This window comes from Brevibacterium sanguinis (assembly GCF_039528855.1).
Taxonomy (GTDB): domain Bacteria; phylum Actinomycetota; class Actinomycetes; order Actinomycetales; family Brevibacteriaceae; genus Brevibacterium; species Brevibacterium sanguinis.
The window spans coordinates 424,576-438,522 of the sequence record NZ_BAAAMB010000005.1 but is presented as its reverse complement, the minus strand read 5'-3'; the positions used below and the strand labels follow the sequence as shown (position 1 = coordinate 438,522).

The window sequence follows — 13,947 nt, the reverse complement described above, 5'->3', positions numbered from 1 at the left end:
CGGTCGCACACCTCGAAAAGTGTGCGACCGGCCCTTATGCGCTGAGAGCGTTGAGCCCGGGAGCCCGGTGCGCTGGGAGTCAGGGGTCCGTCAGATCCGGAGAGCCGCCTCGGCGACCACCCCGGCCCCGCCCGACGGGTCACTGACCGTTCTTGATCATCTCCGCGAGCTTCTCGCCCATCATCATCACGGTGATGTTCGGGTTGACGGTGGTGATCTCGGGCATCGCCGAGGCATCGACGACGCGCAGGCGATTGACGCCCTTGACGCGCAGCTGCGGGTCGAGCGGTGCGGAGTCGTCGTCGGCGGCGCCCATCTTCACCGTGCCCACCGGGTGGTAGACGGTGTTGTGGGTGCGGACGATGTAGTCCTCGAGCTCCTCGTCGGTCTGCGCCTCGGTGCCGGGGAACAGCTCACGGCCCGCCCAGTCCTTCATCGCGTCCTGGGAGACGATCTCGCGGGCCTTGCGGATGCCGGCGATCATCACGCGCATGTCGTGGCCGTCGGGATCGGTGAAGTAGCGCGGGTCGACGAAGGGCTTGTCACGGAAGTCGCACGACCGCAGCCGCACCGTGCCGCGCGAGCGGGCATGCGTGACGTTCGGCGTCAGGCAGAACGTGTTCTCCGCGGTCGGGTAGCCCTGCCGGACCGTGTGCATGTCGAAGGGCACCGACCCGTAGTGCATCATGAGGTCGGGGCGATCGAGTCCGTCCTCGGTGGGGGAGAAGATGCCGATCTCCCACCACTGGGTCGAATCCTCGACCATCGGCTGCTTGGCCTCCCAGCTGATGACGCCCTCGGGGTGGTCCTGAAGGTTCTCCCCGACTCCCGGCGCATCGACGCGGGCCTCGATCCCCACCTCGGCGAGGTGGTCCTTCGGACCGATGCCCGAGAGCATGAGCAGCTGAGGGGTGTTGATCGCACCGGCGGAGACGATGACCTCCTTCGTCGCCTCGATCCGGTGGGTCTTGCCGAAGGCGTTGTTGACGACGAGGACGGCGACGGCGTTGCCCTCGTCGTCGAGCTCGATCTCCTTGGCCTGGGTGTCGGTGAGGATCGTGAGGTTCTCACGGTCGAGGATCGGGTGGAGGTAGGACACCGAGGAGGACGACCGGGTGCCGTCATCCTTGCGGTTGACCTGGAAGAAGTTCGCCCCGTTGATGACAGTCTCGCCCTCGTTGAACTGGACGCGGGGGATGCCCGCCTCCTCGCACGCCTCGAGGAGGGCGATGCCGCACGGATCGACGGGCGGAACGTTCATCAGGCGCACGGGACCGTCGTGGCCGTGATGGTCACCGGGCAGCTCGTTGTTCTCGAGCTTCTTGTAGAGGCCGAAGGTCTCCGCCGAACCCCAGCCGGTGGCGCCGTACTTCGACTCCCACTCGTCGAGATCCTCCTTCGGGGCCCAGAAGGCGATGCACGAGTTGTGCGAGGAGCAGCCGCCGAGGACCTTCGCGCGGGCATGGCGCATGAACGAGTTGCCGTGCTCCTGCTTCTCGATCGGGTAGTCCCAGTCGAAGCCGGATTCGAGGAGCTCCATCCACCGGTTGAGGCGGAGGATGACGTCTTCGTCGACGTCGGTGGGGCCCGCCTCGAGGAGGCCGACGGTGACGTTCGGGTCCTCGCTCAGGCGAGCGGCAACGGCAGCGCCGGCCGATCCGCCGCCGACGACGACATAGTCAAAGCTGTGCGTGGTATCCACGGGAACTCTCCTCATTCGCTTTCGGTGTGGACGGGGAACCAGCCGGTGACGGCGGGCTCGAGGTTGTGGTAGATGTGCTTGGCCTCCTGGTATTCGGCCATGCCCGTCGGGCCCAGCTCACGGCCGAAGCCGGACTGCTTGAAACCGCCCCACTCGGCCTGCGGCAGGTAGGGGTGGAAGTCGTTGATCCAGATCGTGCCGTGGCGCAGCTTCGCCGCGACCTCCTGGCACTTGCCGGCATCCTGCGTCCACACGGCACCCGCGAGACCGTAGATCGTGTCATTGGCGGTCTCGACCGCCTCGTCGACGGACGAGAACGTCTCGACGGTGACGACGGGTCCGAAGGCCTCATCGGAGACGACCGACATGCCGCGTTCGACGTTGTCGAGCACCGTCGGCAGGTAGTAGTAGCCGTTCTCGAGGTCGCCTTCGCCCCACTTGCCGCCGCAGCGCACGCGGGCGCCCTCGGCGACACCCTTCTCCACGTACTTCGTCACCTTGTCGCGGTGCGCGGCGGAGATGAGCGGGCCGGTCTCGGCGTCGGGATCGAAGGGCCCGCCGAGGCGGATCTGAGAAGCGCGTTCGACGAGCTTGTCGACGAACTCCTCGGCGATCGAATCCTCGACGATGAGGCGGGCACCGGCCGAGCAGACCTGGCCCGAGTGGACGAACGCGCCGTTGAGGGCGTTGTCGAGGGCGGCATCGAGGGCGGCATCGGCGAAGACGACGTTGGGGTTCTTGCCGCCGAGTTCGAGCGCGACCTTCTTCACCGTCGCCGCGGCGTTGGCCGCGAGCAGTCGACCGGTGACGAGTCCGCCGGTGAACGAGACCATGTCGACGTCCTCGCTCGTCGACAGCGGTGCACCCGCATCGGCTCCGGCGCCGAGGATGAGGTTGCCGACGCCGGCCGGCAGCCCGAGCTCCTCCATGACCTGCATCGTCATGATCGCCGTGTGCGGGGTGAGCTCGGCGGGCTTGAGGATGAAGGTGTTGCCGGCAGCCAGGCACGGCGCGATCTTCCACGCCGCCTGGAGCAGCGGGTAGTTCCACGGGGTGATGAGCGCGCAGACGCCCACCGGTTCGTAGGAGATGCGGCTGACGACCGAGTCGGCACCGGCGTCGACGATGCGGCCGGCATCATTGGCGGCGAGCTTGCCGAAGTAGTCGAAGCAGTTCGCGATGTCGTCCATGTCGATGCGCGACTCGACGATCCGCTTCCCGGTGTCGAGCGACTCGGCGACGGCGAATTCCTCCTTGCGCTCGCGCAGGGCGGCGGCGAAGCGCAGCAGGAAGTCGCCGCGTTCGCTTGCCGGCACGCTCGACCACACGCCGGAGTCGAAGGCGCGACGGGCCGCGGCGATCGCGAGTTCGGTGTCGGCTGGGCTGGCTTCGTCGACGACGGCCACGAGGCTGTCGTCGGCAGGATTGTGGATCTCCCGGGTTCCGCCGTCCTGGGCCGAGACCCACTGTCCATCGATGAAGAGTGTATTGGGCACGATGTCTCCTGTTCCTGATTCGAATCCGTGGGCTGCGATCAGCGGCGCCGACGACATGGGGCGATATGGGCAGACGTTATGAGTGGGTGTCCTCGTGTCGTTGTCTTGGGCCCCTGCCGGCGGTCACTCCGACCGGCCCGGGGGTGGGGATGATGGATCGCGATCTGGTTCCCGCACGGGGGTGGATTCCGATGCCCCGAGTTCGGCCGCCAGTGTATTCGTCCCGCGATGGCGAGAGTGATGTGAAACCGTGTGCAGGCTCGCAGCTAACGGTGTGCCTGCGGCCATGAATACCCCACTGTCTGCATGCGCATGGGTGGATGCCCCGGAACCGGGGCGCACTGATCGGTTCGCGAGAGAGTCTAACAGAGCGGGCACGGCGTACCACCTGGTAGGTCTGAGTTTCTCAACCAGCTTTCACTGAACGGAAAACGGCGTTCCGACCTGCTGTGACGTGTTCGCGACCACAGGGTGCCGCGGCGGAATGGAGATCGGTATCCGGACTAGCGCATGGAGTGAGCCCAAGGATCGAGGTGCATATATTGCACTAAGAGTGCAATGAGTGTACCGTCAGGGTGTCGTCGATTCGTTTGTCCCGAGTGGGTCCGCGAGCCGACGCACAACCGAGTGGACACCGCAGTCCGTTCTCTGTGTTTTGCAGTCCCAAGGCATTGCCGCGATATTGCGCCGAAGGAGTCTCATGTCGTCTGCCACCATCACCCCTCAATCCCCGCTCGCCAGTGCACTGCGCAAGGCGCGATGGCGGATCCTCCCACTGGTCTGCATCCTGTATTTCATCGCCTACCTCGATCGGAACAATGTCGGTTTCGCTCGTGAGGAGATGAGCGAAACGCTCAACCTCAGTGCTTCGGCGTTCGGCCTCGCCGCCGGCCTCTTCTTCATCGGGTACACGATATTCGAGATCCCCAGCAACGCCGGGATGCACCGGTTCGGTGCGCGGCGCTGGATCGCCCGCATCCTCATTCCCTGGGGGCTGCTTGCGATGGGCACGGCATTTGTCGTCGACGACGTGTCGTTCTCGATCGTGAGGCTGCTCCTCGGGATTGCTGAGGCTGGCTTCTTTCCCGCGGTCGTGTTCTATCTGACCCTGTGGTTTCCTGTTCGACAGCGCGCGGCGATCCTCGGCGTCTTCGTCCTTGCCCAACCGATCGCGAACATGCTTGGAGCACCGATCAGCGGTCTCCTGCTGCAGATGCACGGCGTCGCCGGGCTGCATGGTTGGCAGTGGATGTTCCTCGTCGAGGGGTTCCCCGCTGTCATCTTCGGCCTCATCGTGCCCTTCATCATGACCGATCATCCCGCCGCGGCGAGGTGGCTGACCGACGTGGAGAAAGCGGCTCTGGAGAAGACCATCGACGAGGACGCCGCCCGGATCGCCTCCACTGGAGTGTCGTTCTCCGCGGCCCTGAGAAATCCGCTGGCTTGGGGGTACGCGCTGCTCAATTTCGGTATGGTGCTCGGCATCTACGGACTTGCCTTCTGGCTCCCATCGATCGTCTCCGAACTCGGCGACTTCGCACCTTTGCAGCGCGGCCTCGTCGTCGCAATTCCCTACGCGGCAGGAGCGTCCTTCGTGCTGTGGTGGAGTGGCCGCGCCGATCGCACGGGCAAGCGTGCCCTCCATGTCGCTGTCAGCCTCGGGACAGCCGCTTTGGGCCTCGTGGTTGCCGGCTTCAGTCTGGCCTTTTCCCCGATTGTGGCAATCGCCGCGCTATGCGTCGTGTCTATAGGCGTCTACTCCGCCATCGGGCCGATGCTCTCAATGTCGGCGAGTCTCTTCGTCGGTCCTGCCGCAGCGGCCGGCATCGCACTCGTCGGATCGGTAGGGAATATTGCCGGTTTCGTCTCACCGGTCGTTGTCGGATGGCTCATCGATGCGACGGGGTCGACGCAGGCCGGAGTGCTGTTCCTCGCCTCGGCCCTCGGTGCCACGGCAATCGCGACAGTCGTCTTCGCCGGGCGCCGCCCCGAAGGGAACACCGAGCTGGCCTTCCGCGGCTCACAGTCCATGAATTCACACAGCGTCTGATTGGCGCGATCCAGAAAGGGAACTCCATGAACACACTGTCCAACGCGAACCAGGATCTCGCCGGAAAACTCGCCCTCGTCACAGGGGGCGGAGTCGGCATCGGTGCCTCGATCGCCGAGTCGCTCGCAGCTCGCGGCGCTCGCGTCGCTGTCACCTATCGCTCCCACCGTCCGGATGATGAGGCCCTTGCACGCCTCATCAGTATCGACGGGCAGGAACCGGTGGCGATCGCCGCCGATCTCACCGTCGAGGACGAAGTTGCCGACCTCGGTTCACAGATCGAAGGCATCGGTGCGGTGGACATACTCGTCAATAACGCTGGCGGGCTCATCCAACGTTCGACCATCGCCGAGATGTCCTATGAGCTCTTCCGTCGAGTCCAGGCGCTCAACGTCGACTCGACCTTCCTCGTGACGAAGCGAATGCTGCCGCTGATGGGACCGGGAGGACGAATCATCACCGTGGCGTCTCTCGCCGGGCGCAGCGGTGGGCACGCTGGTGCCACTGCATACGCCACTTCGAAGGCGGCATTGTTCGGTTTCACCCGCGGTCTCGCCTCCGAGGTCGCCGAGCGCGGAATCACCGTCAACGCGGTGGCACCGGGCTTCATCGAAGCGACGCCGTTCCACGACACGTTCACCTCCCCGGAATCGAAGAGTTCGACTGTGGCAGGCATCCCGGTCGGGCGCGCAGGTGTGCCGGCTGACGTCGCTCATGCTGTGGCATGGTTGGCGTCTCCGGCATCGTCCTTCGTCACGGGAGCGATCGTCGATGTCAACGGCGGACAGTTCTTCAGCTGATGTTGCGCACACCGATCATCCACCCTGAGATTCTGTCAGCGCTGGCTCGGCTGGGGCATGGATCCCTCGTCCTTGTGACCGACGCACATTACGCCGTGGCAACTTCGACGAACCCGAGAGCAGTCGTGGTCCATACCGCCATCGTTCCGGACGTGCCGCTCACCCCGGACGTCGCAGGCTGCCTCGCGCGAACGATCGCCATTGAATCCGTCACGACAATGCTCGCCCCCACCGACGAGCTCGCCACTGTCGGACGCCAAATCGCCGGAGCGGTCGGCGATGTTCCGCGCGATCGTGTGGAGCGCGACGAATTCAAAGCCCTCACCCGGTCGGAGGATTTAGGGTTGTGTGTGGTGACGGGCGACACCCGCCGCTTCGCGAACGCACTGCTGCGCATCGGGGTGACCCGGCTCCTGCCGGGTCCGTCGGGTCAGCGCTCTGAGAGAAACGGACAACGAGAACATGAGCTCTACGGTGTTTCGCGCAGTGCAGATTCTGGAGCTGTGCAGCGCTGAGCCGCAGACCGCGGCCGAAATCGCCGCCAGCCTCGGAGTGCACCGCACGACGGCATTGCGAACCCTGTTGACGCTGCAGGAAGCCGGACTCATCAGACAGACCGAACCCGGCAAGTTCGGCACCGGATTCCGTCTCGCAGCTCTGGCGAAGTCTGCGATGGCTCACTTCGATCTGCGCGGCCTCGCCCATCCCCACCTGCAGCAGCTGAGCACCAGACTGGGCCTCACTGTGCAGTTCGCAGTGCCCGACGGTGGTCGCATCAGGTATGTCGACAAGATCGAGCCACGGGATTCAATTGTTCTCAACACGGAGATCGGTGGTGAGGTAGTCGTGAGCACCGCCGGCGTCGCGAAGGCAATCCTCGCGTTCCTTCCGAGTTCACGTCGGCACGAGATTCTCTCCCGGGCAGAGTTCCCTGCCTACACTGAGCGATCGATCACACATCGCGAGGACTACGAACGAGTACTGACGGGAGTTCAGGAGCGCGGCTGGTCCTACGACGACGGTGAGTACGACGACTTGTCGAATTGCATCGCAGCTCCAGTCTTCGATCATGGAGGAGATGTAGCCGGGGCCGTGTCCATCACCGCCTTCCGCACCCGCCTCGACCTTGAGGCGCTTGAGAAGAGCCTTCCTGCACTTGTGGAGACGACCAGTGCGATCAGTCACGACCTCGGGTGGAGGGAACAGGAGTCCGGCCCCGAATAGAGCGATCGGAAACACGGCAAACCGAGGGGGAGTGCGATGTGCATATGACTGCATACCTCTGCGGGGAGGCAACCGCTGATGGTCTCTCCTCGCCCTTGCCGGCGGAGGTCGTGGACTAGAATGGATCGGAATCATTGAAAAGTCTTTATAGGGAGAATCGTGGCCCAAGGGGATTCGCGAGACAGCCAGCACAACCGCCGCTCGGGCGACGACAACCGCGGAGGCAGTCGCAATCGTCGACAGGACTCCCCGTCGTCGCGAGGAGCCCGCGGGCCACGTCAGTCCGATCGCAGAGATGACCGCCGAGGCAGCTACCAGGGCAATCGTCGCGACGACGATCGTCAGGGTGGATTCCGCGGCGGCCGATCCAACGATGGTGAACGTCGTGGCGGCTACCAGGGGAACCGTCGGAACGATGATGACCGCCGAGGTGGCTTCGGCGGAGGCCGCTCGAACGACGGCGAACGCCGGGGCGGTTACCAAGGCAACCGTCGTGACGACGACCGTCGCGGGGGTTACCAGGGCAACCGACGGAATGACGATGATCGCCGAGGTGGCTTCGCCGGAGGTCGTTCTAACGACGGCGAACGCCGGGGCGGTTACCAGGGCAACCGTCGGAATGATGACGAGCGTCAGGGCGGATTCCGCGGCGGCCGTTCGAATGACGGTGAACGCCGGGGTGGCTACCAGGGCAATCGTCGCGACGACGATCGTCGCGGTGGCTACGGCGGAGGCCGTTCGAATGACGGTGAACGCCGTGGTGGCTACCAGGGCAACCGTCGTGATGACGACCGTCGAGGCGGGTACCAGGGCAACCGTCGTGATGACGACCGCCGGGGTGGATACCGCGGTGACCGCCGTGACGATGACCGTCGCGGTTCCTACCACGGCGATCGTCGCAACGACCGCGGCGGACATGGCCGCAACTCGAACGATCGCCGTGCCTCCCGTGCCACCGACACCGGCGACTACGCTCGCGAACAGCGCGCTCGCCGCCCCCGCGTCGAGGAACCCGAGATTCCCGAGGGCATCACCGGCCAGGAACTCGACAAGGAGATCCGCGGTCAGCTGCGCTCGCTCGACAAGGAGAACGCGGAGACCGTTGCCAAGCACCTCGTCGCCACCGGCGCGTTCCTCGACACCGATCCCGAGCGCGCTTACGAACACGCGAAGGCGGCCATGGCCCGCGCAGGCCGGGTCGGCCTCGTCCGCGAAGCCCTCGGCATCGCGGCCTATCACGTCGAGAAGTATGACGAGGCCGTCCGCGAGTTGCGCACACACCGCCGCATCTCCGGGTCCAACGAGAACATCGCGCTGATCGCCGACGCCGAACGCGGCCGCGGCAAGCCGGAGAAGGCCCTCGAGCTCCTCGACTGGGCCAAGGACGCCGATCTCGAAAACGACACCCGCACGGAGCTCGTCATCGTCGCCGCCGGCGCGAAGTCCGACCAGGGCGACCTCGCCGCCGCACGCCGACTCATCGAGGCCGAGGACTTCACGCAGCGACCGACGGGTGCCCTCGTGCGCCTGATGGCCGCCTACGCCGACGTCCTCCGTCTCCACGGCGAGACCGAACTCGCGGACAAGTACGAGGAGCTCTCCCGCCGCACGGCCAAGGCCACGGGAACGCTCTTCGGCGACGAGGAGCCCGACCCGAACTTCGGCGTCGAGATCGAGACCGTCGAAGAGATCCCCGACGAAGAGCTCGCCGAGGCGGACGGCGACACCGCCGCTGAGGACACCGCTGCCGCCGAGGAGGCCCCGGAGTCCGACGACAGTGCGGATCGGGCCGCGACGGTCACTCCCGACGACGCCGGCGCTCCGGCCGACGCGACATCGGCAGACGATGATGAAGGCACTGAGCCGACGCAAGCCGACGATGCGACAGCCACCGAGGCGGCTCCGAAGTCGAAGACCCATGTGTCGGAGAAGGAGCTGAAGAAGGTCAAGGTATCCGACGACGAGATCGAAGCCGAACTCGACGAGATCCTCGCCGACGCTGAATCCGACAGAGCTGACGAGGAATCCGATGGTGTCGACGTGGGCGCAGACAGTGCCGACGCAGACACCGAAGCTGTCGCCGCAGACGAGGCCGCTGCCGACACTGCTGACGCTGCATCCGACAGTGCTGACGCTGACAGCGAAAATGCAGAGTCCGACTCAACCGTCACCGACGCAGCCGACACCGCCGACGAATCCCAGGGATCGGATTCGGCGAACGGAGACCGGTGACACCGGCGACCGGCATCACCGGTGAGGCCGACGTCGCCGATGAGGTCGGCGTCCCCGCGGGGACGCCGATCGACGGCGTGCTCTTCGACCTCGACGGCGTCGTCTACCACGGCCCCGACCCCATCCCGGGTGCCGTCGACGGGATTGCTGACCTGCACGAACGCGGCATCCCGGTCGGTTACGTGACGAACAACGCCACCCGCACCGCCGAGGTCGTCGCCGACCACATCTCCGCACTCGGCATCCCGACCGCGACCGCGGAGGTCATCACCTCGGCGCAGGTGCTTGCGGCACGCCTGTCCGAGGAATTCGGCCCCGGCGCGCCCATCCTCCTCGTCGGCACCACCGGCCTGCGAGAGGCCCTCGAATCCGAGGGCCTCGAGGTCGTTGACTCACTCGACGACTCACCCGTCGCCCTCGCGCAGGGGCTCGACCCCCACATCGAGTACGCGGGCATCGTGCGGGCCGCCGAAGCGATCACCGCCGGACTCGACTGGTGGGCGACCAACCCCGACTTCTCGATGGTCGGTCGCGCGAGCCGAGTCCCCGGCAACGGCGCGTTCGTCGACATGCTCGCGCGACTGACCGGCCGAACGCCGCACATCGTCGGCAAACCCTCACCGGACGTCATGACGCACGCGGGCCGCCGCCTCGGCGCGCGGCGACCTCTCATGGTCGGCGATCGCCTCGACACGGACATCGAAGGCGGAAACCGGGCAGAATTCGACTCCGCACTCGTCCTCACCGGCGTCCACGACCTCCACGATGCGCTCGCCGCCGACCCGATCCGCCGGCCCGCGTTCGTGCTGCCGACACTTGCCGGCCTGCCGCGCGTTCTCGAGGCCGCAGGGGCACAGCGCACCGCCGGGCCAGAGCGCGGCGACGCGTCCGGCCCGAGCACCCAGGCTGCCGGCGGGGGAGTGCGGATCGTCGACGGGAAGCTCCAGCTCGCCGAGGCGGCGCTGACGTCCCCGGAGGCGATCGAGGCCGCACTGCGTCTCGCATGGGCAGCCATCAACGCCGGTGAGAGCATTGCGCCGGGAAATCTGCCGAGGAGGATCGATGACTGACGCCGAGCACACGCCGACGCCGGAACCGCCGACACAGACCCCGACCCCGACCCCGGGCACACCGAAGCCGGCCCCGACACCCCCGCCCACCCCGGGGACCGTCAACAAGGACGTGCCGACCGAGGCGTGGCGGGCGAGCCTCACCGAGACCGCAGACGCCCCGGTCGCGGACCGTCACGCCCGGATCTCCGAGCTCCTCGACGACCTCGAGGGTCAGGTGGGCTCCCTGTGAGCCGACTCGACCGCGAACTCGTCGCCCGCGGTCTCCTCGCCTCCCGCTCCCGCGCGGCGCGTGAGATCGCCGCCGGCCGGGTGAGCGTCAACGGCACCACCGTGACGAAGCCCGCCGCCGAGGTGGCAGCGACGGACACGCTCACCGTGGACGACCCCGACCCGTGGGTCGCCCGCAGCGCCCACAAACTCCTCGGCGCCCTCGACGACTTCGGCATCGACCGCCTCGACGGCATCCGCGCCCTCGACGCGGGAGCCTCGACCGGCGGGTTCACGCAGGTCCTCCTCAGCAGGGGCGCGGCCGAGGTGTGGGCCGTCGACGTCGGACACGACCAGCTCGCCCCGACCCTCCGGACCGACCCGCGGGTCCACGTCCGCGAGGGCCTCAACCTCCGCGACCTCGCCAGCGCGGACGTCCCCGCCGTCGACCTCGTCGTCGCCGACGTCTCCTTCATCTCCCTGCGCCTCCTCCTCGAGCCGCTGCTTGGCACCGTCCGTCCCGGCGGCGAGCTCCTCCTCATGGTCAAACCCCAGTTCGAACTCGCCCGCTCCGTCCTCGACAAGCACGGCGTCGTCACCCGCACAGCCGACCGGCGGCGCGCGCTCAACTCCGTCCTCACCGCGCTCACCGCCACCGGCGCGCACGTCACCGGCATCGCCGCCTCGGCGCTTCCCGGTCCCAGCGGAAACCGCGAGTACTTCCTGCGTGTTCGACCCGAATCGAGTGCACCCCCGTCCGCTAGGCTCGACGAGGCGGCCATCACCGCCCGCCTCGATGAGATCATGGAAGGAGAGTCGTGAGCCGCTACATCATGGTGCTGCTCCACCCCCAGCGCGAGGACTCCGCCGTCGCCGCCGTCCAGGTGTGTCAGGCCCTCCTCGACGCCGGCATCACCCCGGTCGTCCTCGACGAGGAGATCCTCGACATCGCCTCCCGCAGCTCCTATCCCGCGGTTCACCAGGAACTCCTCTCCCGCTGCGTCATCATCAACGCCAGCGACCTGCCCGAATGGCGTGCGAAGTGCGAACTCGTCATCGTCCTCGGCGGTGACGGCACGATCCTGCGCGCCGCCGAGCGCTTCCACGGCTCCGGCGTCCCCCTCATGGGCATCAACCTCGGCCACGTCGGATTCCTCGCCGAGAGCGAGAAGGAGGACCTCGACGAGGCGGTCCACCGTGCCGCAGCCCGTGACTACCTCGTCGAGGAACGACTCGCCCTCGACGTCGCCGTCTGGCACGAGGGCGAGATCATCTACGAGGCATGGGCGCTCAACGAGGTGACCGTCGAGAAGACGTCGAAGGCGCGGATGATCGACGTCGTCCTCGGCGTCGACTCCCGCCCCGTGTCCTCCTTCGGCTGCGACGGTGTCATCCTCGCGACCCCGACCGGATCGACCGCGTACTCGTTCTCCGCCGGCGGACCGATCGTGTGGCCCGACGTCGAAGCCCTCCTCCTCGTCCCCATTTCCGCCCACGCCCTCTTCACCGAACCGCTCGTCGTTAACCCCAACTCCCGCCTCGGCGTCGAGATCACCCCGTCCAACCCCGACTTCGCCGCCGTCCTCTGGAGCGACGGGCGCCGCGGTCTCGAACTGCCCGCCGGCTCCCGCGTCGAGGCGAAGCGCTCGGAATCCCCGATCAAGCTCGCCCGCCTCCACACCGGACCGTTCACCGACCGGCTCGTCGCGAAGTTCCGCCTGCCCGTCTCCGGTTGGCGGGGACCGATCGAAGGAGGCTGACGTGATCTCCGAACTGCGCATCACCCACCTCGGCGTCATCGCCGAAGCCGAGGTCGAACTCGCCCCCGGCTTCACCGTCGTCACCGGTGAGACCGGTGCCGGCAAGACGATGTTCGTCTCCGCGCTCAGCCTCCTCATGGGCGAGAAGGTCGGCTCCGGAGTCGTCCGGAAGGGCGCGGACAAAGCCGAGGTCGAAGGCATCTTCACCGATGTCCCCGCCCCCGTCCAGGTCCGCATCGAGGAGGCCGGCGGCAGCGCCGACGACGACGCGATCATCTCCCGCACCGTCGCCTCCAAGGGCCGGGCCCGGGCGACCGCAGGCGGCCGGACCGTGCCGATCTCCGTCCTCTCCGAGATCGCCGACGACCTCATCACCCTCCACGGCCAGTCCGAGCAGCTGCGGCTCAAGGGCGCAGGTGCCCAGCGTCGGCTCCTCGACGCAGCCGGCGGCACGGAGCTCGCCGAGGCGGCCGCCGCCTATGCGTCCGCGTTCGAGACCTGGCGCGAGACCGTCGCCCGGGTCGCGCGGATCAAGGACTCGACCGCGGCCCGGCGCGAGCGCATCCTCTGGCTGCGCGGCTGCCTTGACGCGATCGACGCCGTGCGCCCCGTGCCCGGCGAGGACGAGGCGCTGACGGCGCTCGCGGCGAAGCTCGGGGCCGCAGCGGACATCACCCGCGCCGTCGGCACCGCCCACGACCTCCTCCTGGGCTCCGAGCTCGAGGAGACCGGGGCCGCCGTCGACCGCGTCCACGAGGCGATCAGCAGCCTCGGCGACGTCGAGGGCACCGACCCGGAGCTCGCCCGCATCCGCGAGGGCCTCTCCGACACCGTGCTGCGCCTCTCCGACGCCGCGGCGGAGCTGAGCTCCTACCTCTCCGGCTTCGACGAGCTGGGGGAGACCTCGCTCGAGGAGACCGAGGCCCGCCGCGCCGAACTCGGCTCGCTCGCCCCCTACGGCGAGACGGTCGCCGAGGTCCTCGACTTCGAGGCCCGCGCGGCCGCCGAACTCACCGAACTCGAAACCGAGGACGCCGACCTCGACCACCTCGATGCCGAACTCGCCGCCGCCGAGGAGGCGATGCGGGAGAAGGGCCTGGCCCTGCGGGCCCTGCGCGAGGCGACCGCTGAGACGTTTTCGGCCGCGGTCAGCCGCGAGCTCACCGCCCTGTCGATGCCGAAGGCCGCCGTGGCCTTCGAGATCTCCGAACGGGAACCGACGACCCACGGCATGGACGACATCCGCCTCACCTTCGCCCCACACGACTCCTCGCCCGGTGACGACATAGGCAAGGTCGCCTCCGGCGGTGAGCTCTCCCGCGTCATGCTCGCCATCGAAGTCGTCCGCGCCGCCGAGGACGGGGTGCCGACCTACGTCTTCGACGAGGTCGACGCCGGAGTCG

At 67.4% G+C, this 13,947-nt stretch carries 12 protein-coding genes; 10 read left to right on the top strand and 2 right to left on the bottom strand.

What is annotated here, in order from left to right:
* Nucleotides 1–139 precede the first annotated feature (139 nt).
* Both ABD154_RS06790 and ABD154_RS06785 read right to left on the bottom strand, forming a co-directional pair.
* On the bottom strand, nucleotides 140–1,717 hold the full coding sequence (locus ABD154_RS06790; protein WP_344250726.1) for a GMC family oxidoreductase: 1,578 nt from the start codon (nucleotides 1,715–1,717) through the stop codon (nucleotides 140–142).
* The gene (locus ABD154_RS06785; RefSeq protein WP_344250724.1) at nucleotides 1,714–3,198 is read right to left on the bottom strand and encodes an aldehyde dehydrogenase family protein; all 1,485 of its coding nucleotides are present in this window, start codon (nucleotides 3,196–3,198) and stop codon (nucleotides 1,714–1,716) included. Before ABD154_RS06785 ends, ABD154_RS06790 begins: the two co-directional genes overlap by 4 nt.
* 700 nt (nucleotides 3,199–3,898) lie before the next feature.
* Between ABD154_RS06785 and ABD154_RS06780 the strand changes: the two genes are divergently transcribed.
* The 10 genes from ABD154_RS06780 to ABD154_RS06735 form a co-directional block, all read left to right on the top strand.
* A complete protein-coding gene (locus tag ABD154_RS06780; protein ID WP_344250722.1) occupies nucleotides 3,899–5,248 on the top strand; it encodes an MFS transporter in 1,350 nt (449 codons plus the stop codon).
* Between the two features lie 26 nt (nucleotides 5,249–5,274).
* Nucleotides 5,275–6,048, top strand: coding sequence for an SDR family NAD(P)-dependent oxidoreductase (locus tag ABD154_RS06775; protein ID WP_344250720.1), 774 nt, complete (start codon nucleotides 5,275–5,277; stop codon nucleotides 6,046–6,048).
* Entirely contained in the window at nucleotides 5,973–6,563 is a 591-nt protein-coding gene (locus tag ABD154_RS06770; protein WP_344250718.1) for an RbsD/FucU domain-containing protein, read from the top strand. The genes ABD154_RS06775 and ABD154_RS06770 overlap by 76 nt, the downstream gene beginning before the upstream one ends.
* Nucleotides 6,511–7,272, top strand: coding sequence for an IclR family transcriptional regulator (locus ABD154_RS06765; RefSeq protein WP_344250716.1), 762 nt, complete (start codon nucleotides 6,511–6,513; stop codon nucleotides 7,270–7,272). The genes ABD154_RS06770 and ABD154_RS06765 overlap by 53 nt, the downstream gene beginning before the upstream one ends.
* A gap of 1,179 nt (nucleotides 7,273–8,451) precedes the next feature.
* Nucleotides 8,452–9,504, top strand: coding sequence for a hypothetical protein (locus ABD154_RS06760; RefSeq protein WP_344250744.1), 1,053 nt, complete (start codon nucleotides 8,452–8,454; stop codon nucleotides 9,502–9,504).
* Entirely contained in the window at nucleotides 9,501–10,574 is a 1,074-nt protein-coding gene (locus ABD154_RS06755) for an HAD-IIA family hydrolase (RefSeq protein WP_344250714.1), read from the top strand. The genes ABD154_RS06760 and ABD154_RS06755 overlap by 4 nt, the downstream gene beginning before the upstream one ends.
* Nucleotides 10,567–10,806 carry a hypothetical protein gene (locus tag ABD154_RS06750; RefSeq protein WP_344250712.1) on the top strand — a complete coding sequence of 80 codons (240 nt, stop codon included), beginning with the start codon at nucleotides 10,567–10,569 and terminating at the stop codon, nucleotides 10,804–10,806. Before ABD154_RS06755 ends, ABD154_RS06750 begins: the two co-directional genes overlap by 8 nt.
* Entirely contained in the window at nucleotides 10,803–11,606 is an 804-nt protein-coding gene (locus ABD154_RS06745; RefSeq protein WP_344250710.1) for a TlyA family RNA methyltransferase, read from the top strand. Before ABD154_RS06750 ends, ABD154_RS06745 begins: the two co-directional genes overlap by 4 nt.
* Complete coding sequence (locus tag ABD154_RS06740; protein ID WP_198499044.1) at nucleotides 11,603–12,544, top strand: NAD kinase; 942 nt, start codon at nucleotides 11,603–11,605, stop codon at nucleotides 12,542–12,544. Before ABD154_RS06745 ends, ABD154_RS06740 begins: the two co-directional genes overlap by 4 nt.
* A gap of 1 nt (nucleotide 12,545) precedes the next feature.
* The coding region (locus ABD154_RS06735) for a DNA repair protein RecN (RefSeq protein WP_344250707.1) at nucleotides 12,546–13,947 on the top strand (1,402 nt) is incomplete at its 3' end.